The sequence below is a fragment of the Stenotrophomonas sp. Nf1 genome, from assembly GCF_003028475.1.
GTDB lineage: Bacteria > Pseudomonadota > Gammaproteobacteria > Xanthomonadales > Xanthomonadaceae > Stenotrophomonas.
Window position 1 is genome coordinate 1 of sequence record NZ_PYTV01000002.1, and the last position, 23,184, is coordinate 23,184.

The window sequence follows — 23,184 nt, forward strand, 5'->3', positions numbered from 1 at the left end:
CTTCCAGGTTGGCGGCCTGCTGTTCGGTGCGGCGCGACAGGTCGCTGTTGCCGGAGGCGATCTCGCCGGCGGCCAGGGTGATGCTGGAGGCGCTGGCCTGGATCTGGCCGACGATCTGGGTCAGCTGTGCGACGGTGGTGTTGGCATCGTCACGCATGCGCGCGAACACGCCGTTGAACTGGCCCTCCATGCGCGCGGTCAGGTCGCCGGCGGCGATCGACTGCAGCAGCTGCGAGAGCTGGCCCAGGTTGCCGTCGGCCACCTGCATCATGGTGTTGAGATGCTCGATCATCAGCCTGAAATCATGCTGGAAGCGCTGGGCGTCACCGCGCTGGCTGAAGTCACCTGCGGCCGCTGCGGCGGCCAGCTGCTGGATCTGGGTGTTGATCGCCAGCAGGCTGGCCTTGGCCGCATCCATCGATTCATGCAGGATCGCGCGGCTGCCCGGCAGGCGGCGTGCATCCGGGGCGAGATTGCCGATGGCGTACTGGTTGAGCACGTCGATGGCATCGCGGATTGCATCGAGGTGTTCGAAGATCACGGTGTTGATGCCGGCGGCCAGCTGGCCATAGACGCCCGGGAAATCTTCCGGAATGCGGTGGCCGATGTCCGGGCCGGCATGCATCTGCGCCATCAGCTGGGTCTGCTCGGAAAAGCGCCGCAGCGTGGCGGTCATTTCGGCGGTGGCGGCCAGCATCTTGCCGGCTTCGTCCTTGCTGGTGGCCTGGGTGCTGACACTGAGGTCGCCGCGGGCGACCGCCTGGATGGCCTGCACCGCCTTGCCCAGTGGACCGGTGACGGCGCGCGAGATGACCGTGGCCAGTGCGGCCGCGACCAGCGACAGCAGCACGATGCAGCCGATGATGGCAATCATGCTGGTGCGATGGGTGGCATTGGCGGCGGCGATCTTGTCGTCCATCAGCCCGGCGATGTGCGTGCCGAGGGTCTTCATCGCGGCAAACAGATCGCGGCGTGCCGGCCGTGACTGCTCGTCGGAGATCTGCTGGGCGAGGGCGCCGTCACCGGCGGCCACCGCGGCGCGCATCGCCTTGTTGGCGGCGAAGTAGCGGTCCAGCTGCACGCTGGCGGCGCGATACAGCTCGCGTTCCTTGGCCAGTGCCGGCAGCGCAGAGTACGCGGCCAGTTCGTCCTGCACGGCCTTGGCGGTGTCATCCATGCGCTTGTTGTAGTCGGCCACCTTGTCGGGCTGGTCGAGCATGCTCAGCAGGGCCAGTTCGTAGGTGCGGAACTCACCCAGCTGCGAGCGCGCTTCGCCCAGGTGCTGCACCGAGGGAATATCGTTGGCGGCCATCTCGCCCAGCTGCGTGTTGGCCTCGCTCAGGCGCAGCAGGGCAAACGCACCCAGAACCAGGGTCATCAACGTTGTGAGGGTGAACCCCACGGCCAGCTTGCGGGCGATGGGCAGATCGTGGAACCACTTCATGCAGGGTGCTCCAGGTGGGCAGGGTGGCGGCGTCATTGCGCCGGCCGGGGGTGGTTGCAGAGCGAACGGTGGTGCCCGGTGGGGGATCGGTGACGGCCGTCATTGCGGAATAACGGCGCGGTTTGAGCGGACTTTATGGACGCAGATCACATTCGGTTGCGTAGGGATGACGGCGCGAAAGTGCAGCAATGGCGGGGCTTTCGCTTGAGCGATGTGGTTGCGCGCAAAACCATCGCGGCGACGGAGTTCACGAAATGCGCGGTGCCCTCAGTCGGGGTCAGATCCCTTTCCTGGGGAAAGGGATCTGACCCCATCGCCACCCCGATCGCCGGAGCGCGCGCAAACAAAAACCGCCGCCCCGAAAGGGCGGCGGTTCTGCACAGCCTGCAAGCAGGATCAGGCGGCCTGCGGCATCCGCAGCGAGCGCACCAGGCCGCCGATGTCGACGATCAGGGCGACGCGGCCATCGCCGAGGATGGTGGCACCGGAGACCCCGCCGATGCGGCGGTAGTTGTTCTCGATGTTCTTCACCACCACCTGCTGCTGGCCCACCAGTTCGTCCACTTCCAGCGCGATCTTCTGGCCATCACCCTCGACCACCACCACCAGCGATTCGCTGTTGGCGCGGCGGCTGCCATAGCCGTAGTACTCGGTCAGCGACAGGATCGGCAGGTACTCGCCGCGCACGCGCAGCACGCGGCCTTCGCCGGCCATGCTGCGGATGTCTTCGGGCTGCGGTTGCAGCGCCTCCAGCACATAGGCCAACGGCAGGATCAGGGTTTCACCGGCCACGGCCACGGTCATGCCATCGAGGATGGCCAGGGTCAGTGGCAGGCGGATCAGCGTGCGGGTGCCAGCGCCGAGGCTGCTTTCGATCTGCACCTCGCCGCCCAGCGCCTGGATGTTGCGGCGGACCACGTCCATGCCGACGCCGCGCCCGGACAGATCGGTGACCGCATCGGCGGTGGAGAAGCCGGGCTGGAAGATCAAGTCCCAGACCTGCGAATCGGTCGGATTGTCCGGTACCGCCAGGCCGCGTTCATGCGCTTTGGCCAGGATCTTGGCGCGGTCGAGGCCGCGACCATCGTCGCTGACTTCGATCACGATGTGGCCACCCTGATGCGAGGCCGCCAGCGTGATCGTGCCGGTCTCGTCCTTGCCGGCACCACGACGCACGTCCGGCATTTCCAGGCCGTGGTCGATCGAGTTGCGCACCAGGTGCACCAGCGGATCGGCAATCTTCTCGATCAGGCCCTTGTCCAGCTCGGTGCCTTCGCCGACGGTGCGCAGGCGCACCTGCTTGCCGAGGCGGCTGGACAGGTCGCGGACCAGGCGCGGGAAGCGCCGGAACACGGCGTCAACCGGCAGCATGCGCACGCCGATGACCGCTTCCTGCAGATCGCGGGTATTGCGCTCGAGCTGGTCCAGGCCGGCGAACAGACTTTCGGCATGCACCGGATCCAGTGCGTGCGAGACCTGCTTGAGCATGGCCTGGGTGATGACCAGTTCGCCGACCAGGTTGATCAGCGCATCGACCTTGTCGACGCTGACACGGATCGACGTCTCCGCTTCCTGGCTGGCGCCGGCGGCCGGGCTGGCTGGGGCGGCCGGAGCGGCGGCGGAGGCGGTGGAAGGGGCAATCTGTGCTGTTGCCGGGGCCTGGGTGGCCAGGCTTGGCGGCGCGGCCGGACGGATGTCCAGTTCGCAGTCGTCCAGCACCCAGGCAAAGGTGTCTTCGATCTTGCTGCGCGGCACCTTGCCGACCAGGCCCAGGTCCCAGGCCAGATGCGCTTCAAGCGGGTCGAGCTGGGCGAAGCCCGGCAGGCGCTCCATGCGCGCGGCCACCTGCAGCGAACCGAGGTGTTCCAGTTCGCGGATGATGCGCAGCGGGTCGTTGCCGCTCATGAACAGCGAAGGTGCCGGGGTAAAGCCGATCTGCCAGGCTTCCGGCGTGTCGTCGACCTTGGCCGCTGCCGGCGCGGGGGCGCTTGCCGCTGCCTGCCCGGACAGCACCGCTTCCAGGCGTGCTTTTACCGCAGCAACGGCGGCCGGGTCGGCGGCCTGGCCATGCTCGGCTTCGCGCAGCAGGGCGCGCAGCACGTCCACCGAGGACAGCATGGCGTCGACGGCGTGGCCTTCCAGCGCACGCTTGCCGGCGCGCAGCTCATCGAGCAGCGTTTCCAGCACGTGGGTCAGGCTGGCGATGGCGTCGAAGCCGAAGGTGCCGGCGCCGCCCTTGATCGAGTGGGCGGCGCGGAACACCGAGTTGATGATCTCCGCGTCCTGCTGCCCCGATTCCAGGGCCAGCAGGCCAGCCTCCATCGCGTCGAGGCCTTCGCGGCTCTCCTCGAAGAAGGTGGCGTGGAAGCGTTGCAGGTCCATGCTCATGGCAGTGGTGGTCCGGAAGCGAAGAGGGGGAGCGGTGGCGGGCGATCAGCCCAGCACTTTCTGCACGGTGGCGACCAGCTGTTCGGGATTGAACGGCTTGACCAGCCAGCCGGTGGCACCGGCGGCCTTGCCTTCGGACTTCTTGTCGGCGGCCGATTCGGTGGTGAGCATCAGCAGCGGGGTGAACTTGTAGTCCGGCAGCTGGCGCAGTTCGCGGATCAGCGCGATGCCGTCCATGTTGGGCATGTTGACGTCGGTGACCACCGCATTGAAGCGCTGGCCCTTGGCACGACCAAGCGCGACCGCGCCGTCTTCGGCTTCTTCGACGGCAAAACCGGCCGAGGTGAGGGCGAAGGAAACCATCTGGCGCATCGACGCCGAATCGTCCACCACCAAGATACGTGCGCTCATGCAGCGTTCTCCACAGATTTCAGGTTGTCATGGGGTACGTCCAGGCCCAGGGCCTGGGTGACGCCCAGCAGGCGCGCGGCGTCACGGAAGGTTGCAGTGCAACCGTGGAAGCCGGTGCCCAGGCCTGCCTCGCGGCGGGCCTGCACGAATGCACACAGCACCTGCACGGCGGCTGTGTGGATGCGGGCGACCTGGCTGGCATCCAGGGTCAGCTCGCCTGCCTGCGCCACCAGCGGGGCGAGGCGGTTCTTGAGCTCGGTGCTGCTCTCGATGCCGAGATCCTCACCCAGTTCGACAGTGCTCATCGTTGCTCCGGACAAACGGTTCCGTGATCCATAACGGCACCCCGGCAGGGTTCTTTAGAGGAATCGACGCGGTGCGTCGATGCGGCTGATGGTGGGCAGATCGCAGGGGCCTTTACGACTTGATCCCCTCCGTCCCCTTTTCGGGGCTCAGCTCAGCAGCCGGGTGGCGTCGAGCAGGATCATCGGTCGCTGGCTGACGCGTGCCACACCGCGGAACAGGTCGTTGGAGATCTGGCAGATGCGCGCGGTATCCGGCGGTTCGATCTGCGAATCGGTGAGGTTGGCGACGTCTTCCACCGCCGACACGCGCAGGCCGATGGTCTCGCCGTCCTCTTCCAGCACCACGATCCGGGTCTGCGCGTCGTCTTCGGCGGCGGCGGCACCGAGGTGCAGGCCGAGGTCCATCACCGGTACCACCTGGCCGCGCAGGTTCATGATGCCGAGCATCGCCGGAGCGGTGCCACGCAGGGGCAGCAAGGGCACCGGCAACACCACTTCCTGTACCTTCAGCAGTTCCAGTGCGTAGGCTTGGGTGCCGCAGCGCAGGCGCAGCCAGCGCGAGGTGCGTTCGGCGGCACGGCGGTTCTGCGGATGCGGGCTGCTGGCGGGCTGGTGGGCCTGGGCCTGCAACTCCTGCCAGCTGCCCGGGCGGTTGCCGCTGGGGGCGTCCAGTGCCACGCGCGGTGGCGGGGCGACGGCGGCCCGTGCGGACGGTGCAGCTGCGGGGCGGGGAGTGGGCGACGGCGCCGGGGCCGGCGCGGCGATCACCGCGGGTGGGGGCGGGGCGAGGTCCTCACCACCGGCGGCGGCCTCGAAGGCGGCCTGCAGGCCGGGGCTGTCGGTGTGGGCAAGACGATGACTGTCGGCCGCATCGGTCTCGTAGATCACTTCGTCCGGCAGGTCATCCCAGGTAGGCTCGGGGCCGCTCGTTGCGGCGGCTGCGGGCGCTGGCGCGGTTTCGTGGATGACTTCGTCGGGCAGGTCATCCCAGGTGGGCTCGCGTTCCGGAGAGGCGGCGCTTGGCGGGGAGGGCGGGGCCCCCGCCGGTGCAGACGCAGCCTCGAAAGCGGCCTCCAGCAGGGCGTCGTCCGCGCTCGGCGCCGCAACGACAGCGTCGGTTTCGTAGATCACTTCGGCCGGCAGATCGTCCCAGGTCGGCTCGCGCTCCGCATCGATCACGCTGACGGGCGCGGACGCGGCCTCGAAAGCCGCTTCCAGCGCGGTGTTGTCCACGGCAAGGGCAGCGGTGACGGTCTCGGTCTCGGTCTCATAGATCACTTCGGCCGGCAGGTCGTCCCAGGTCGGCTCGCGCTCCGGTGCCGCCGCGTCCGCCGGGCGTGGCCCGGCGCTACCGGGAGGTGGCACGGCAACCGGCGCCGCCACAATCGCTTCGCCCAGCAGTTCGTCCAGGTAGTCGTCGAGTACGCCGGTGCTGTTCATGCCGCCTGCTCCAGCGCGCGCGCGTCCTCACCCAGAATCCAGTTCAGCGCACGCCGGTAGGCCGCCAGGCCGCGCCCCGGATAGTCCTCACCGATGCTCGGCAGGGTCAGGCCGGCAGCGTTGCTGATGCGGGTGTCGATCGGAATCGCGTCTTCCCACACGCGTGCGCCGTGGCGATCCTGCATGGTGCGCAGCGATTCGTTGCCGGCGCGCGTGCGGCGGTCGAACAGGGTCGGCAGGATCGAAATCGGCAGCGGGCGGCGGCGCGAGCGCTCGACCATTTCACCGGTGCGGACCATGCCATCCAGCCCGTGCAGGGCCAGTGGCTCGGCCTGGGTGGGGATGATCAGGCGGTCGGCCGCGGCCAGCGCATTGATCATCAGCAGGCCGAGGGTCGGCGCGCAGTCCAGCAGGATGTAGTCGTGCTGGCCCTGGTGGCGCGCCAGCGCGTTCTGCAGCGCCAGGCCGAGCCCAGGCTGGTTGGCGCTGCGGCGCTCCAGCGTGGCCAGCGCGGACTGTGCGCAGACGTAGTCCAGGCCGTGGATGTTGCTGGCGTGGCACAGGCCGGAAAGATCGGCCGGCGGCGTGCCGAACAGTTCAAGCACACCGGCCGGCGGCGGATCCACCGGCACGCCGAAGGCACGGCTGAGCGACGCATGCGGATCGAGGTCGATCAGCAGCACGCGATGGCCAAGCGCGGCCAGGCCGCGGCCGAGGGCGAGGGTGGTGGTGGTCTTGCCGACTCCGCCCTTCTGGTTGGCGACTGCCCAGATGCGCATCGGATTACTCCTTCATTGCCGGGGGAACGGCGGCGCCGACGCGGCTGCCAGCCGGCACCGGTGGCAACGTCACCGGCGCGAGGGGGGAAGTGGGGGCGGTAGCCGGCGTTGCGGCGGCTTGTTCGGGGGTGGCCCTGTCAACGGCACCGGTGGCAGCGTTCAGGCGTTGGCCGAGCGGGTCCACCGAATGGCTGGTGTCGGCCAGGATGATGACCATCACCCGGCGATTGCGGTTGCGGCCCTGCGCGCTGTCGTTCTCCTCGCGCGGGCGGAACTGGCCGTAGCCGACCATCGCCAGCCGCGACGGCTGCACGCCCTGGTCGGCGAACAGGTGCACCACGCTGGCCGCGCGCCCGGCCGACAGTTCCCAGTTGGACGGGAAGGTGGCGGTGGCGATCGGCACGTTGTCGGTGTGGCCTTCCACGCGCACGCTGTTGGGTACGTCGCGCAGCACGTCGGCCAGGCTGGCCAGGGTCTGCCGGGCGTGCACGTCCAGCGCCGCCGAGCCGGTGGGGAACAGGATGTCGCTGTTGATCTCCACTTCGATCCACAGCTCGGTGCGGCGCACGCTGATCATGCCGCGGTCGATCAACGGTGCCAGCGCGGCGGTGAGGCGGTCGGCGATGCTGTTGAGCTGGCGCTCGGCGCGCGCGATCTGTTCCTGGTTGTGCACCGACACCGGCATGCGCATCTGCGAGGCCATCGACGGCAGCAGCGTCGGATCATGCGAGGGCGCCGGCGCCGAAGGGCCGATCTTGGTGCCGGACTTGATCACCGACGGGCTGTCCCAGCCGCCACCCTGCACCTGCTTGTTGCCGACCTGCACCGGATTGATGGTGCGCGGCGCACCGCCGAAGGCGTCGGTGAGCGCGTCGGCCATGATCCGGTACTTGCCCTCGTTGACCGAGGAGATCGCGTACATGACCACGAAGAAGGCGAGCAGCAGCGTCATCAGGTCGGCATAGGGGATCGCCCATGCTTCGTGGTTGGCGTGCTCTTCGTGGTGCTTGCGGCGGGCCATGTCAGTGCAGGAAGCCGGAGAGGTTGGTTTCGATGTTGCGCGGGTTCTCGCCCTGGGCGATCGAGATCAGGCCCTCGATGACCATTTCGCGGTCGCGCGTGTTGTGCGAAATCACACTCTTGAGCTTGGCGGCGATCGGCAGGAACAGCAGGTTGGCCGAGGCGATGCCATAGATGGTGGCGGTGAATGCGGCGGCGATGCCATGGCCGAGCTTGCTCGGGTCAGCCAGGTTCTTCATCACTGCGATCAGGCCGAGCACGGCGCCGATGATGCCGAGAGTGGGCGCATAGATGCCCATCGCCTCGAATACCTTGGCGCCGGCCTGGTCCTGGTGCTCCTGGCTGCCCAGTTCGATTTCCAGCATGTGCCGCATCGATTCGGGCTCCACGCCGTCCACCAGCAGCTGCAGGCCCTTGCGCAGGAACGGGTCCTGCTGTGCTTCCACCTGCGATTCCAGGCCCAGCAGGCCCTGGCGACGGGCGATGTTGCTCCATTCCACGATCTGGCGGATCAGCTCGTGGCGATCGCTGTTCGGCGGGCGCACGACCCAGCGCACGATCTTGAAGGCGTGCTTGAACACCGCCGGCGAGGTGTGCAGCAGGATCGCCGCGACGGTGCCGACGATGACGATCACAAAGGCCGCAGGCGACCACAACGACGCCAGGCCGGCGCCCTTGAGGATGCTGCCACCGACCAGCGAGGCCAGGGCGAGAAAGAGTCCAATGAGGCTGAGTCTATCCATGGATCCGGTATCGGCTTGTGTGAATGGGACTTGAGACACCGGGCGTTCGTGTACAGACGGTAGTCACAGTTTCTTGGGGCGCCGGGCAGGGCCCGGCGGGGCTCATCGCAGGCCGTCCACGTCCAGGATCAGCGCCATGCGACCATCGCCGATCAAGGTTGCACCGGCATAACCGCGCAGGCCGCGCAGGGCTTTGGGCAGCGGTTTGATGACCACTTCCTCGCGCCCGCGCACTTGGTCCACGACCAGCCCGAAGCGTGCCTCGCCGGCCTGCAGCACCACGATGGTCAGCAGGGTGGAGGCGGCCGGCGTCACATCCAGCCACTGGCGCAGATCGACCAGCGGCAGGGTGTGCGAGCGGCGGTCGAGCACGGCGCGGCCATCGAACCAGCCCAGCGAAGTGCGCGGCGCGTGCAGCACCTCCATCACGCGCGCCAGCGGCAGCGCATAGACATCCTCACCCGCCTGCACCAGCAGGGTCGGCAGGATCGCCAGGGTCAGCGGTACGCGGATCAGGAAGCGGCTGCCACGGCCCAGCTCCGACTGGATCTGGATCTGGCCGCTGAGTTCGCGGATACGCGACTGCACCACGTCCATGCCGACGCCGCGGCCGGAAATGTCGGTGACCTGCTGCTTGGTCGAGAAGCCGGGCAGGAACACCAGGTGCAGGCATTCCTCGCTGCTCAGGCGGGCGGCGGCTTCCGGATCGATCAGGCCCTTTTCGCGTGCCTTGGCGCGCAGCTTTTCCGGGTCGATGCCGGCGCCATCGTCCTGCACCTCGATGCTGACGTAGTCACCTTCCTGCTGCGCCGACAGGCGCACATGGCCCATCCGCGGCTTGCCCTGCGCTTCGCGCAGCTCGGGCATTTCCACGCCATGGTCGATGGCGTTGCGGACCAGGTGCACCAGCGGGTCGGCCAGCGCTTCGACCAGGTTGCGGTCGAGCTCGGTCTCGGCGCCGATCAGTTCCAGGTCCACTTCCTTCTTCAGCGAGCGGGCGACATCGCGGGCGACCTTCGGGAAGCGCGAGAACACCTTGCCCACCGGCTGCATGCGGGTGCGCATCACCGCCGACTGCAGTCGTGCGGTGGCGATGTCCAGGGTCGATACGGCGCGGTCCAGCTCTTCATCGCGCAGGCGTGCGCGCAGCGTCTTCAGGCGGTTGCGTGACAGCACCAGCTCGCCGATCAGGTTGACGATCGCATCCAGGCGCTTGGTATCCACGCGGACGGTGTGCTCGGCTTCGGCCAGCGGCTTGGCGGCCGGCTTGGCGGCCGGGGTGGCGGCGGCCGGGCGCGGCGCGGGTGGTGCAGCGACCGGCGTGGCGGCGACCGGCTTGCTTCCGGGGGCGGCGCCGCCGTGCAGCTGGTCGAGCAGGGCCTCGAACTCGTCTTCGCTGATCAGGCCGTCGTCGGCCTTCTTCGCCGGCGCGACCGCGGTCGGCGCGTTGCCGCCGTGCAGCTGGTCGAGCAGGGCCTCGAATTCGTCTTCGGTGATCAGGTCGCCGCCCGCGGCGGCGGGTGCGGCGGCGGTCGGGGCCGCGGTACCGCCACCGTGCATGTCGAACTGTGCGATCAGCTCCGGCGGCGCATAGCCCGGCTCGGTACCCGAGGACACCGCATCGAGCATCGACTGCAGGTAATCCAGCGATTGCTGGGCGGCGTCGAAGTGATGGGCCTGCAGCACGGCCTGGCCGGCGCGCGCGATGCCGAGGGCTTCTTCAGCGGCGTGGCACAGCTCGACCATGGCGGTGACGCCGAGGAAGCCGGCGCCGCCCTTGAGCGTGTGGTAGCCGCGGAACACCGCGTTGAGCTGCTCGCTGTCCTGCGGTGCCTGCTCCAGCGACACCAGCTGTTCGCCCAGGCGGTCCAGGATTTCCTGTGCCTCGATGATGAAATCGGCAGTGATGTCGTCGGATACCGCGCTCATGCTTACAGCCCCAGATCCGACAACAGGTCGTCGGCGTCGTTCTGCGAGACCGCGTGGCGGTCCAGTCCCTTCAGTGCCGGCCCGGCCAGTTCCGGGTCGGTGCGATGCTGTTCCGGCGGCAGGCCGAGCGCGCCGAAGCCTTCGTGCACGCGGCGCACGATGCCGACCACGCGACGGATGATCTGCCCGGTCAGGTCCTGGTAGCTCTGGGTCAGGGCGATCTCGGTGAGGTTGTGGCGGATGCGCTCAAGCTGGGCGTCCTGGCCGGGCTGCAGGCCTTCGGCGCGCAACTGTTCGGTCAGGCTGCGGCATTCCTCGGCCAGGTCCAGGGTGCGGTGGGTGGCCTGTTCGGTCATCGCCACCACGTGGTCCAGGCGCGCGCAGGCGTCGTCCAGTTCGCCGGCATCGCTGGGCACGGTCGGCAGTTCACCCAGCGCCTGGCCCAGTTCGCGGGCCAGCCGCGAAAGACCGCTCATCATCGGCTGCGTGCGCAGCGCGACCAGTCCGTCGATGCGCTGCCGCCAGGCGGCCTCGTCGCCGGATTCCAGCGCGTCCAGGGCTTCCTGCAGGCGCAGGGCAAGGGCGTTCTTGTCGACCGTGGTATCCATCAGGCGCTGGCCGCCAGGCGTTCGAAGATCTTGCCCAGCTTTTCTTCCAGGGTCTGCGCGGTGAACGGCTTGATGATGTAGCCGTTGACGCCGCTCTGGGCGGCTTCGATGATCTGCTCGCGCTTGGCTTCGGCGGTCACCATCAACACCGGCAGGGTCTTCAGCTTGGCGTCGGCGCGGATCGCCTTGAGCAGCTCGATGCCGGTCATCACCGGCATGTTCCAGTCGGTGACCACGAAATCGAACGGCTGGCTCTGCAGCAGCGACAGCGCGGCATGCCCGTCCTCGGCTTCGGCGGTGTTGGTGAAGCCCAGATCGCCCAGCAGGTTCTTGACGATGCGACGCATGGTCGAAAAGTCGTCGACGATCAGGATGCGCATGTTCTTGTTCAAAGCAGAGTTCCTTTGTTGTTCATTCCGGGCGGCCGGGGGCAGCCGCCTCGGGGATGTTCATTCTTCAAGGCCGGCGTCGACGGCCTCGAAAATCTTCAATCGGCCACGCAGGCGCAGCACCGCCTGGCCGTGGATCTGGCAGACCCGCGACTCGCTCACGCCGAGCACCGCGCCGATCTCCTTCAGGTTCAGCTCCTGCTCGTAGTACAGCGAGAGCACCAGCTGTTCGCGCTCGGGCAGGTGGCCGATGGCCTTGCCCAGTTCGCGGCCGAACTCGCCACGCTCCAGCACCTGCTGCGGGGTCGGGCCGCCCTGGGCGACGGTATCCAGTTCGCCCTGGTCCTCGATGCGCGATTCCAGGCTCAGCACCTGGCCACGTGCGGCGTCTTCCATCAGCCGCAGGTACTCGGGCAGCGGCATGTCCATCGCAGCGGCCACTTCGGTGGCGCTGGCGGCACGGCCGCTGCTCTGTTCCAAGCGGCGGATGGTGGCGGCGGCATCGCGTGCACGGCGGTGCACCGAACGCGGCACCCAATCGCCACGACGGATCTCGTCGATCATCGAGCCGCGGATGCGGATCGAGGCATAGGTCTCGAACGAGGCGCCCTGGTCGGCGTCGTAGCTGCGCGAGGCCTCGATCAGGCCCATCATGCCGGCCTGGATCAGGTCGTCGACCTCGACGCTGGCCGGCAGGCGTGCGGCCAGGTGGTGGGCGATGCGCCGCACCAGGTCCGAATGCTGGGCGATGACCTCGTTGGCCGCCGAGCGCTGGACCTCCCGGTACTGGGCTGCGCCTTTCATGCGGCCACCCCGCGCTGCTTGAGGATGCGTTCGAGGAAGAACTCGACGCCGCCACGGGGTTCGGTCGGCGCCTGCCAGCGCGCGGTGCGCCGTGCGATCTCGGTGATCGCCAGCGCGGCCGGGCTGGACGGGTAGGCCTTCACCACCGGCTGCTGGCGCTGCACCGACAGGCGCAGCCAGTCATCCTGCGGCACGCAGCCCAGGTAGTTCAGCGAGACATCGGCCAGGAACTTCTCGCAGACGCGGGTCAGCTTTTCGTACAGCACCCGGCCCTCGTTGGGGTCGCGCACCATGTTGGCCACCACCTGGATGCGGTCCACGCCACGCTCGCGCGAGAGCACCTTGATCAGCGCATAGGCGTCGGTGATCGAGGCCGGTTCGTCGCAGACCACCACCACGGTGTCCTGCGCGGCCTGGCAGAAGGTCAGCACGCCATCGGTGATGCCGGCGGCGGTGTCCACCACCATGATGTCCAGCTCGCGCTCCAGTTCGGAGAACACGTTGACCAGGCCGACGTGCTCGGCCGGGGCCAGCTCGGCCATGTGCCGGCGGCCGGACGCGGCCGGGACCACCAGCACGCCGTTCGGGCCTTCGACGATGACGTCGTCCAGCGAGCAGCGGCCGGCGACCAGGTCGGCCAGCGTGAAGGTGGGGTTCAACCCCAGGATCACGTCGATGTTGGCCAGGCCCAGGTCCGCATCCAGCAGCAGCGTGCGCTTGCCCATGCCGGCCAGCGCCACGGCCAGGTTGGCCGACACGTTGGTCTTGCCCACGCCGCCCTTGCCGCCGGTCACGGCAATGGTGCGCACAGGGCCGAGCGGCTCGCTGCGGGTGGCCGACAGCGGGAAGGTCTTGGTCAGCTTGGCGTACTCACGCGACGGCATGGTTCAACTCCGGGTTGCAGGGCATATCGGCCGCTCGGCGCAAATCTTCAAGGCGAAGTACGAGATTGGCCGCGCTGGCCCGGTGCAGGTCCTCCGGCACGTCCTGGCCGTCGGTCACCCAGGTGATCGGCAGGCTGTGATCCACGGCCACCGACAGCGCGTTGCCGAAGCGGCCGGTCTCGTCCAGCTTGCTCAGCACCAGGCCCTGCAGGTTGGCCGCGCCGAAGCGGCGGACCACCTCGTCCATGTCGCCGAAACTGGTGTTGGCCGGCAGCACCAGCAGGGTGCGCACCTGGCGGGCGGCGCGCAGCCACTGCAGCTGGGCGGCCAGCGCGCGGTCGCGCGGGCCCAGGCCAGCGGTGTCGATCAGCACCAGCTTGTAGTCCTTCAGGCGCTCCAGCAGCTGGTCCAGGTCGGTGCCGCTGTTGGCCTCGTGCACGGCGATGCCGAGCTGGCGGCCGTAGCCGTACAGCTGTTCGCGGGCGCCGATGCGGGTGGTGTCGGTGGTGACCAGGGCGACGTCACGCGGGGCGTGCTTTTCGGCGAAGCGCGAGGCCAGCTTGGCGATGGTGGTGGTCTTGCCGGCGCCGGTCGGGCCGACCAGGGCGATCACACCGCCTTCTTCCAGCGGGTCGACCGGGGCGATCGGCAGCTTGCGCGAGATCAGCCCCAGCATCAGGCCGCGGCCGCGGTGGGCTTCGGTCTCCAGCGGGATCTGCATGGCCACGTCGCGGGCCAGGCCGGCGTCGAAGCCGTACTCGTCCATCAGGTCCAGCGCGGTGGCGCGCACCGGGCAGCCGCGCAGGCGCTCGTCGGTGAAGCGGTTCATCTCGCGCTCGATCACCTGGCGCATGCCGGCCACTTCCTGGCGCAGCTGGCGGATCTCGGCGTCGTCCTGGGCCACCACGGTCAGCGCCGGGGCCGGCGCCAGCATCGGCGCCGGGCTGGCGTCGTCGGCGGCGTCCACCGGTGCCGGTTCGCTGACGGTCGATTCGGCCGGCGCCTCGGCCACGGCGGCGGTCGGCAGCGGCGGCGGCTGCACCGCCGGGACCGGGCTTTCGTGATGCGCTTCGTGCGGCGGGTCGATCTGGAAGCGGGCGCGGTTGGGCGCTGCCACGGCCACCGCTGCCGGCGCGACGATGGCCTCGGCGAACGGGGCGAAGATCTGTTCCGGCAGCGTCGGTTCGTTGACGGCGGCGCGCGCCAGGGTGGCGGCGAAGCCGGTGCTGCCACGGGTCGGCACGATCTCGTCGGCGCTGTCCAGGGTGCGGCCGGTGGCACCGACTGCGGCGCGGGCCAGGGCGGCCACCGCCGAGGTGGTGGCGGCGACCGGTTCCGGTGCCGGGGTGCTGCTGCGGCGGCGGGTGACGGCGGCAATCACCGCATCGGCGGCGGTGCGCGGCTTCGGTGCCGGCGGCGGCGCCACGTCGCGGCGCGAGGCTTCCAGTGCACGCTGCACGGCGCTTTCATCGTAGTTGGCGGCGGCCACGATCTCGATGCCTTCCTCGATCCGGCGGTTGGACAGGATCACGGCGTCGGGGCCGTGTTCCTTGCGCACCAGGTTCATGGCCGAGCGCATGTCGGCGGCGACGAATCGTTTGATTTTCATGCTGTGGTCACGGGACGAAGACGGCGGGGTGGCGTTCGGGGAACTCGGGTGGTCGGTGGTCTGCACGGTGCGGGTTCCCCTTGGTATCTGTCTGTTGCGTTGGTTCGGAAGTGGTGTCTGTTTTCTGGCGCATCGGTGGGCGGCGTCAGCTGATCGTTCCGACCAGCTTCAGCCGCTTGTCCTCCGGCACCTCGCTGTAGGCCAGGACCGACAGCGACGGAACGCTGTGGCGGACCAGGCGGGCCAGCGCGGCGCGCACCGGGCCGGGTACCAGCACAACCGCGGGCTCGTTGCGGGCCTCCTGCTTGCTGACACAGTCGGCCAGGCTCTGATGCAGTCGCTCTGCGAGTCCGGGTTCCAGCGCGGCGCCGTTGCCCTGCGTGGACTCCTGCAAGACACGTTCCAATTGCGGGTTGAGGGTGAACACCGGCAGCTCCGCCGACATTCCGGCGATCTCCTGCACGATGAAGCGGCCCAGCGCGGTGCGCACCGCGGCGGTCAGCACGGCCGGGTCCTGGCTGCTCGGCGCGTGTTCGACCAGTGATTCGGCAATCTTGCGCAGCTGGCGGATCGGGATGCGCTCGACCAGCAGGTTCTGCAGCACGCGCACCACGGCCGACAGCGGCAACGCCTTGGGCGTCAGATCTTCGACAAGCTTGGGCGCGCTCTTGGCCAGGTTGGCCAGCAGGTGCTGCACTTCTTCGTGGCCGAGCAGTTCCGGGGCGTGCTCGCGGATCAGGTGTGACAGATGGGTGGCGACCACGGTGGCCGGGTCGACCACGGTGTAGCCCAGCGTTTCGGCCTGGGCGCGCTGGTGCGGCTGGATCCAGGTGGCATCCAGGCCGAACGCGGGGTCCTTGCCGGCGATGCCTTCCAGCGCACCCAGGGCGCTGCCCGGGTCCAGCGCCAGTTCGCGGTCCGGATGGATCTCGGCGGTGGCCACCGGCACGCCGTGCACCAGCACGCGATAGCCGTTGGCCGGCAGTTCCAGGTTGTCGCGAATGTGCACCGACTGAATCAGGAAGCCGACATCCTGGGTCAGCTTGCGGCGCACGCCCTTGATGCGCGCCATCAGTTCGCCGCCCTGGTTGCTGTCCACCAGCGGAATCAGCCGGTAGCCCACTTCCAGCCCCAGCGGGTCGACCGGGCGCAGTTCGTCCCAGCTCAGTTCCGCCGTCGGTGCTGCAGCGGCCGGACGGCCCAGCGCGTTCAGCGCGGCGCCATCGCCTGCGCCGGCAGCGGCGTCGGAGGCCGGCTGTTTCTCCTTGCGGTACAGCTTCCAGGCAATGAACCCGAGGATCGCCGCCAGCGTCAGGAAAGCGACGTTGGGCATGCCCGGCACCAGGCCGACCAGGCCGACGATGCCGGCGGTGATCGCCAGCGCGCGGTACTGGCCGAACACCTGGCCGGTCATGGCCTGGGCCATGTCCTGCGAGCGCGAGGCACGGGTCACCAGCATTGCCACCGCGCTGGACACCAGCAGCGCCGGCAGCTGCGCCACCAGACCGTCACCGATGGACAGCAGGGTGTAGGTGGCGGCCGCTTCGCCGAACGGCATGCCATGCTGCAGCACACCCACGGCCAGGCCGCCGAGCATGTTGATGAACAGGATCAGGATGCCGGCGATGGCATCGCCACGGATGAACTTGCTGGCACCGTCCATCGCGCCGTAGAAGTCGGCTTCCTCGCGTACTTCCTCGCGGCGCAGCTTGGCTTCTTCACGGGTCAGCAGGCCGGCGTTGAGGTCGGCGTCGATGGCCATCTGCTTGCCGGGCATGGCGTCGAGGATGAAGCGCGCGGTCACTTCCGAGACGCGGCCGGCACCCTTGGTGATGACCACGAAGTTGATGATGGTCAGGATCGCGAACACCACGATGCCGACCGCGTAGTTGCCGCCGATCACGAACTCGCCGAAGGAGGCGATGACCTTGCCGGCCGCCTCGTGGCCGTTCTGGCCGTTGAGCAGGATCACGCGGGTGGAGGCCACGTTCAGCGCCAGCCGCAGCATGGTGGTGATCAGCAGCACGATCGGGAAGATGGTGAAATCCAGCGGGCGCTTCACATAGACCACCGCCAGCAGCACCATCAGCGAGATGGCGATGTTGAAGGTGAACAATGCATCGAGCACCGGCGCCGCCAGCGGCACCACCACCATGGCCAGCAGGGCCAGCACGATCAGCGGCGCGCCAAGGCCCTGGCGGATCATTTCCAGGGCGCGGCGGGTGTTGAAACCGGTCGAAGGCTGGGCGCTCACGGGCGGCCTCCCTTGCCGAATTCATCCACCTGGATGTGCGGGGCGTCCGGCATCGGGCCAGTGCGCCAGGTGCGCAGCTGGTAGACGTAGGACAGGACCTGGGCGACGGCCGAATACAGTCTCACGGGGATTTCCTTTCCGAGTTGGCCTTCCCGATACAAGGCGCGTGCCAAAGGCGGGGCGGAGACAATGGCGACCTTGTTGCCGTCGGCCACTTCGCGGATGCGCAGGGCGGTCTCGTCCACGCCCAGCGCCACCACGGTGGGGGCGTTCATCGCGCCGCCTTCGTACTTCAGGGCCACCGCGTAGTGGGTGGGGTTGACCACCACCACGTCGGCGGTGGGCACCGCTTCCATCATCCGGCGGTTGGCCATCTGCTGCTGCAGCTGGCGGATGCGGCCCTTCACCTCGGGGCTGCCCTCGCTTTCCTTCATTTCCCGGCGCAGTTCCTCGCGAGTCATCTTCAGCTTGCGCATCCAGTTCCAGCGCTGGTACGGCGCGTCGATGGCGGCCAGTACCAGCATGGCGCCAGCGGTGGCCAGCAGCAGGCGCAGGGTGAAGCCCAGGCCATCGGTGATGGCGGTCTCCAGCGGGTGGTGGATCAGCCCGCGCAGGGTGTCAAAGCCGGTCCAGACCACCAGCCCGGCGGCCACGCCGACGAAGGCCACGCGCAGCAGCGACTTGGTGAACTCGGCGATGGCCTCCGGGCCGTACAGGCGCTTGAGACCGCTCATCGGGTTCAGGCGGTTGATGTCGGGCAGCAACGCCTTCTGCGACCAGCGCAGGCCGCCCATCACCAGCGGGGCGACGAAGCTGGCCAGCAGGCAGACCAGCACCAGCGGCGCGATCACCAGCAGGAACTGCAGCAGCAGGTCGCCGAAGTGACCGAACAGTTCCTTCGGGTTCTGCCGCAGGCTCTGTTCCGGGCTGAGCGCCTGCTTCATCCAGGCCGTGGCGCCACGCCCGATCGAGCCGCTCATGGCCATCACCGCCAGCACGCCGGCACCGAACACGGCGGCCGTGCCCAGTTCCCGCGAGCGTGGCAGGTTGCCCTGTTCACGGGCATCGCGCAGGCGTTTTTCGGTCGGTTGTTCGGTCTTTTCGCCGGCGGATTCGTTCTCGGACATCACGGGTACTACGGCAGGAGATGCCGGGGTGCGTGCAAGAACCGTTCCAGGCAGGGCGTGGATCTACCGGATGCCTGTTTGTAGAGCCGAGCCCACGCTCGGCTGCGGATGGGTTCAGGCGCGAAGCGCAGCCGAGCGTGGGCTCGGCTCTACAGGAGGATGTCGCAGGTAGCGCCGGGCCGTGCCCGGCGCAATCATCCGTCCGGCGTTGCCGGCCGCAACGGAATCGACACCACGCTGTCGCTGTGCCAGTCCACGCGCAGCGGCTGGCCCGCATCGACCGCGCGCTCGTCGCTGACATCGCGCCCGGTGCCGTGGTTGACCTGGTGCATGGCGTCTTTCAACAAGTCCACCTTCACCAGCAGGCGGCTGCCCGTGGCCAGGCGGCGCGCGACCATGCGGGTGCGGTCGAAGGGCAGGTGGGTCCATTGGCCGGGCTGCAGCAGCTGGCGTGTGCTCGGGTCACGTACGTGGCTGGCGCGGCCCATGTAGTAGGACAGCTGCATGCGGCGGCCATCGGCCATCAGTTCGTACAGGGTGACGGTGAAATCGAAGTCGCGCTTATTGATCCGCACCTTCAGGTCGCCGGAGAAGCTGCCCACCAGGTCCATCGGGCCGGTAACGGGATCGGTGACAAAGGACAGCGCCGTATCCCTTTCGTCCTGAGCTGCGATGATCGGGAACGGGTAGTAGCCATGCCGCATTTCATCGCGGTCGGCCAGGTCCACGGTCTGCTGGAGCTGGCCCGAGGGTGGCCGTTGTTCCTGTAACTGGTGGTAGCCGTCGCTGGTGGCCGGTGCGGCGGACAGGTGATAGCGGCGGTAGCTGCCGGCGGCGGCAGCCAGCGAGGGTGCATGCCCCCAGCGGTTGGCGCCCATCAGCTGGTAGTTCACGCGGTCTGGCACCAGCGCCGGACGCGGGGCGCCACGCAGCACGTGGTCCAGCCATTGGAAGGTCAGTGCAGGTGTGTCGAACTGCGCGACGGCATCCAGGTCGTATCCGCGCAGCTGCATCGGTTTGATTGCCGACTGCGCACCGCGATGGTCATAGGGGCCGATCAGCAGGGCATGATCGGCATCGGGGCGGTGCCGCAGGTGGTCCTTGAAGTACTGCAGTGCCGAGATCTGGCCATCGTCGTAGTAGCCGGTGATGGTCAGCACCGGGATACGGATGTCGTCGAACTGGTCACCATAGGGAACCATCGACTGCCAGTAGGCGTCGTACGCCGGGTGATCGAGCCAGCGCTGAAGCCAGGGATTGGGTGTGCCATCGACCTGGTCGATCTGCCGGTAAGGACGGCCGGAGGCATACCAGCGGCGCGGCAGCTGCGACCAGCGCTCGTTCTGGTTGTAGGTGTCGTTGTCCAGCATCGGGCTATTGGCCACATAGAAGGCCCAGCCATAGTTGGCACTGAGAAACACGTTGTTCTCCATCGGCAGGCCCTGGCCGGGGATGGCGGCAACGTAGGGCACGATGGTCTTCAGCGCGGGGTGGTGGTGGCGGGCCGCGGCCCAGGCGGTGAAGCCCTCGTAGCTGCCGCCGTACATGGCCACGCGGCCGTCGCTCCACGGCTGGCGGCTGGTCCAGTCGATCGCCGCATTGGCATCTTCGCCATCGTGCTCGTAGGGGGCGATGCTGCCGCTGCCCTGGCCCTTGCCGCGCGCGTCGACCACGATGCCGGCGTAGCCGTGGGCAGCGGCCAGCAGCATCTTCAACCGGTTCTTGGCCGGGTCGGTATAGATGGTAAAGAGCATGGCGGCCGGCAGGGGGGCCTGCGCGGCCCTGGGCCGGGCCAGCTGCGCCGACAGCACGACGCCATCGCCGGCGGGGATGCGCAACGCATCGTCGATGACGAAGCGGCGTTGTTCTTCGGCCGCGACCAGTGGCGGGGCCAAGGCGGCGGCCAGGGTCTGTGCACGCAGCAGTGCGCGCAGTCGCAACAATTCCAGGGCGACGGCCTGGGGCAGGGCGGTGGCGCTGGCCTGCGCGGCGATGGCCTGCTCCAGTTGCGCCCGCGCGGTGGCAGGTTCCACCGCGAGCGCGGTTTCCGCCTGCACGGCGGCGACGTCGCCGAGGGCGGCAAAGGTACTCTGAAAGGCACGCGCATACCCGGCTGCGTCCTGCTCACCAGCCGTGGCGAGCAGCAGCATCGGTACCCAGCGCTGCGCTGCCGCGCTGTCGCCGGCGCTTGCCAGGCCGGCGCGCACCTGCTGGATCGATGGCCGTGCTTCGGTGGTCCGGCCCAGTGCCAGCAGCGTATGGCTGCGCTGCGCGTCGGTCAGGGAGGCGGATTTCAGCAGCTCGGTGCCGAGTGTTCGCAGGGCTGCGTCGGTCTGCGCGGGTGATGCATCCGCAGGCAGTGACCACGACAGATCACTGGCCAACGCGCGGGCGCAGCTCAGGGCCAGTAGCAGACCAACCAGGGGGGTGCGGAGTGCCACGGGCTCTTCCTTGCATGACGGTCGCGCGGCCCATCATACGGGAGCCGAGCCCATGCTCGGCTCTACAGCAGGCGCGGGACATTTGTAGAGCCGAGCCCATGCTCGGCTGCGGTTGGATTCAGGCGCGAAGCGCAGCCGAGCGCAGGCTCGGCGCTACAGGGGAGCGTTGTCGCCAGGGGGGGGGTTCTGCGCCAGCTCCACCCGTGGCCGCGGCAGGTCGTGCAACTGCATGAAACGGGCGGCATCGACCGGGCGGCCGAGCAGGTAGCCCTGCAGGTAGTCGCAGCCCAGCCGCTCCAGGTAGGCACGCTGGGCGGCGGTTTCCACGCCTTCAGCCACGATGTCCATGTCCAGTGCGTGGCCCAGCGCCACGATCGCCGAGACGATCACCACGTCTTCGGCGCTGTGTTCCAGGTCGCGCACGAAGGCGTGGTCGATCTTGATCTCGGTGGCCGGCAGCCGCTTCAGGTACAGCAGGCTGGAATAGCCGGTACCGAAGTCGTCGATGGAAATGCCCACGCCCAGCGCCGACAGCGCCTGCAGCAGGCGCAGGCTGGTATCGGTATCGCGCATCACCGTGCTTTCGGTGATTTCCAGCACCAGATGGCGCGGGATGATCTGGTAGCGCTCGATCACCTCGCGCACATCCTGCAGCAGATGCGGCGAGCTGAACTGCACCGGCGACAGGTTCACCGACATCGACCAGCCGTCATGGCCGGCGTCATGCCAGCGGCGCAGCTGCTGGCAGGCCTGGTCCAGCGCCCAGCGGCCGATCTCGTTGATCGCGCCGCTGCGCTCGGCCAGGCGGATGAAGCGATCCGGTGGAATCAGGCCGTGCTCGGGGTGGCGCCAGCGGATCAGGGCTTCGGCGCCGGCCACCTTCTGCGTGGCCACGCGGATCTTCGGCTGGTAGTGGAGGAACAGCTGCTCGCTGCCGATCGCGCGGCGCAGGTCGGCCAGCAGGCGGAACTGCTGCTCGGCGCTGTCGTTCATCCAGTCAGCGAACAGCACAAAGGCATTGCGTCCGGATTCCTTGGCCTGGTACATCGCTGCATCGGCGAAGGCCATCAGCTGGCGTTCGCTTGCTGCATGGTCCGGGCAGATCGCCACGCCGATGCTGGCGGTGACCTGCAGTTCGTTGTCCGGCAGCAGGGGACCGCTGCCAACCGCCTGCAGGATGCGTCGGGCCAGGGTCGGCAGGTCTTCATCGTGTTCGATGCGCACCACCATCACGAACTCGTCGCCGCCCAGCCGCGCCAGCAGGTCATGCGGGCGCAGCAGCTGGCGGGTGCGCTCGGCCACGGCCACCAGCAGCGCGTCGCCGGCCTGGTGGCCATAGGCATCATTGACCTGTTTGAAGCCGTCCAGGTCCATGAACATCACCGCGAAGCGGCTGCCGCCCTGTTCGGCTTCGGCCAACGCCTGCACGATGCGCCGCTGCAACAGCAGGCGGTTGGGCAGACGGGTCAACGGGTCGTGCAGGGCGGCCTGGGTCAGTTCCTGCTGCGCATCGGTCAGCGAGGTGCTCAACATTGAATTGCGCAGGCGCAGCAGCTGCGCTTCCACGCGCTGGTCCAGCCAGGACACCACCAGCACCACGGCGAGGATGGCCACGGTCAGCACCACCACCAGCATCGCCAGCCAGTCGTTCTGCAGGCCGTCACCTACTGCCGCGCCGCAGATGCTGCCTTCGGGGAAGCGCGCGGCCGCCATGCCGGTGTAATGCATGCCAACGATGGCCAGGCCGAGCAGGCCCGCCGCCGCCAGCCGGTCGCCGACGCGGGTGCGCTGCGCGCGCAGACGGAACGCCACATACAGTGCGGTCCAGGAGGCGGCCACCGCCACCAGCAGCGAGAACAGCAGCCAGCCGGGGTCGTAGTCGATGCCCGGCTGCATGCGCATGGCGGCCATGCCGACGTAGTGCATGCCGGCGATGCCGGTGCCCATCAGCAGTGCACCACCGGCCAGGCGTGGATGCGGCAGCGTGCGTAGAGACACCAGCCACAGCGCGAATACCGAGGAGGCAATGGCCAGGGTGAGCGAGAGCAGGGTGATCGGCAGGTCGTAGCCCAGCGGAATGGGCAGATCGAAGGCGAGCATGCCGATGAAATGCATCGACCAGATGCCCAGGCCCATGGCGAAGCCCCCGCCCAGCCGCCACCACCACGCCGCGCCCTTGCCGGGGGCGGTGACGGTGCGCCCGGCCATGGCCAGCGCGGTATAGGAAGCCATCACAGCAACCAGCAGCGAGGTCGCCACCAGCCATGGGTTATACGTGCCTACCAGCATTCGTCAGTCTCCCGGACCTGCCTGTCGACGGAAACTACGGTGGGGCATGCATGAGGCAGGCCGTCGCGCAGGCGCGCCGGCCAGGTGCGGCGTCCCCCCTGGACGTCGCGCATTCACTCTAACGCGCAGACCCGGGGGGACTTCAAGCAGCAAGACGTGAAATCCCGTCCCGCGCCCCCGGGGGAGAGCCAAGCTTCACCCTTTAGAGTCGAGCCATGTTCGACTGCCATGGGCCGACGGTGCAGCCGAGCGTGGGCTCGGCTCTACAGGTGGGCGGTCAGCGCGTGGCCTCTTCGCCCTTGTAGCGTCGAGCCATGTTC

General features: G+C 68.5%; 17 protein-coding genes and 1 pseudogene. All 18 read right to left on the reverse strand.

Features of this window, described 5'->3' with window-relative positions; translation table 11 throughout:
- Positions 1 to 1,444 (reverse strand): MCP four helix bundle domain-containing protein (locus C9412_RS03975; protein WP_146161734.1); only part of this gene is annotated, 1,444 nt, incomplete at its 3' end.
- A gap of 396 nt (positions 1,445 to 1,840) precedes the next feature.
- Positions 1,841 to 3,832 carry a chemotaxis protein CheA gene (locus C9412_RS03980; protein ID WP_107230434.1) on the reverse strand — a complete coding sequence of 664 codons (1,992 nt, stop codon included), beginning with the start codon at positions 3,830 to 3,832 and terminating at the stop codon, positions 1,841 to 1,843.
- Between the two features lie 45 nt (positions 3,833 to 3,877).
- Positions 3,878 to 4,243, reverse strand: coding sequence for a response regulator (locus C9412_RS03985; RefSeq protein ID WP_005409521.1), 366 nt, complete (start codon positions 4,241 to 4,243; stop codon positions 3,878 to 3,880).
- Entirely contained in the window at positions 4,240 to 4,548 is a 309-nt protein-coding gene (locus tag C9412_RS03990; protein ID WP_057496420.1) for an STAS domain-containing protein, read from the reverse strand. The genes C9412_RS03985 and C9412_RS03990 overlap by 4 nt, the downstream gene beginning before the upstream one ends.
- Positions 4,549 to 4,695: 147 nt before the next feature.
- Positions 4,696 to 5,988: a chemotaxis protein CheW gene (locus C9412_RS03995; RefSeq protein WP_107230435.1), complete on the reverse strand. Its 1,293-nt coding sequence runs from the start codon at positions 5,986 to 5,988 to the stop codon at positions 4,696 to 4,698.
- A complete protein-coding gene (locus C9412_RS04000) occupies positions 5,985 to 6,767 on the reverse strand; it encodes a ParA family protein (RefSeq protein WP_107230436.1) in 783 nt (260 codons plus the stop codon). The genes C9412_RS03995 and C9412_RS04000 overlap by 4 nt, the downstream gene beginning before the upstream one ends.
- Positions 6,768 to 6,921: 154 nt before the next feature.
- Positions 6,922 to 7,788 (reverse strand): annotated as a pseudogene (gene motD, locus C9412_RS04005) (flagellar motor protein MotD); the annotation flags it as partial.
- A gap of 1 nt (position 7,789) precedes the next feature.
- A complete protein-coding gene (locus C9412_RS04010; protein WP_107230438.1) occupies positions 7,790 to 8,530 on the reverse strand; it encodes a flagellar motor protein in 741 nt (246 codons plus the stop codon).
- Positions 8,531 to 8,632: 102 nt separating this feature from the next.
- Positions 8,633 to 10,459 carry a chemotaxis protein CheA gene (locus tag C9412_RS04015; RefSeq protein ID WP_107230439.1) on the reverse strand — a complete coding sequence of 609 codons (1,827 nt, stop codon included), beginning with the start codon at positions 10,457 to 10,459 and terminating at the stop codon, positions 8,633 to 8,635.
- Positions 10,460 to 10,461: 2 nt separating this feature from the next.
- Positions 10,462 to 11,067: a protein phosphatase CheZ gene (locus C9412_RS04020; RefSeq protein WP_107230440.1), complete on the reverse strand. Its 606-nt coding sequence runs from the start codon at positions 11,065 to 11,067 to the stop codon at positions 10,462 to 10,464.
- Positions 11,067 to 11,459, reverse strand: a complete 393-nt coding sequence (cheY, locus tag C9412_RS04025) for a chemotaxis response regulator CheY (RefSeq protein ID WP_006365466.1) — start codon at positions 11,457 to 11,459, stop codon at positions 11,067 to 11,069. The genes C9412_RS04020 and cheY overlap by 1 nt, the downstream gene beginning before the upstream one ends.
- A gap of 57 nt (positions 11,460 to 11,516) precedes the next feature.
- Entirely contained in the window at positions 11,517 to 12,260 is a 744-nt protein-coding gene (locus tag C9412_RS04030) for an RNA polymerase sigma factor FliA (protein WP_057496426.1), read from the reverse strand.
- A complete protein-coding gene (locus tag C9412_RS04035; RefSeq protein WP_005409532.1) occupies positions 12,257 to 13,144 on the reverse strand; it encodes a P-loop NTPase in 888 nt (295 codons plus the stop codon). The genes C9412_RS04030 and C9412_RS04035 overlap by 4 nt, the downstream gene beginning before the upstream one ends.
- Positions 13,131 to 14,753 carry a flagellar biosynthesis protein FlhF gene (gene flhF, locus C9412_RS04040; protein WP_107230441.1) on the reverse strand — a complete coding sequence of 541 codons (1,623 nt, stop codon included), beginning with the start codon at positions 14,751 to 14,753 and terminating at the stop codon, positions 13,131 to 13,133. Before flhF ends, C9412_RS04035 begins: the two co-directional genes overlap by 14 nt.
- A gap of 145 nt (positions 14,754 to 14,898) precedes the next feature.
- Positions 14,899 to 16,959: a flagellar biosynthesis protein FlhA gene (gene flhA / locus C9412_RS04045; protein WP_181358757.1), complete on the reverse strand. Its 2,061-nt coding sequence runs from the start codon at positions 16,957 to 16,959 to the stop codon at positions 14,899 to 14,901.
- A 44-nt stretch (positions 16,960 to 17,003) separates the two neighbouring features.
- On the reverse strand, positions 17,004 to 18,134 hold the full coding sequence (flhB, locus tag C9412_RS04050; RefSeq protein WP_107230443.1) for a flagellar biosynthesis protein FlhB: 1,131 nt from the start codon (positions 18,132 to 18,134) through the stop codon (positions 17,004 to 17,006).
- Between the two features lie 194 nt (positions 18,135 to 18,328).
- Complete coding sequence (locus tag C9412_RS04055; RefSeq protein ID WP_107230444.1) at positions 18,329 to 20,575, reverse strand: CocE/NonD family hydrolase; 2,247 nt, start codon at positions 20,573 to 20,575, stop codon at positions 18,329 to 18,331.
- A 153-nt stretch (positions 20,576 to 20,728) separates the two neighbouring features.
- Positions 20,729 to 22,864, reverse strand: coding sequence for a bifunctional diguanylate cyclase/phosphodiesterase (locus C9412_RS04060; RefSeq protein ID WP_107230445.1), 2,136 nt, complete (start codon positions 22,862 to 22,864; stop codon positions 20,729 to 20,731).
- Positions 22,865 to 23,184: the final 320 nt, after the last annotated feature.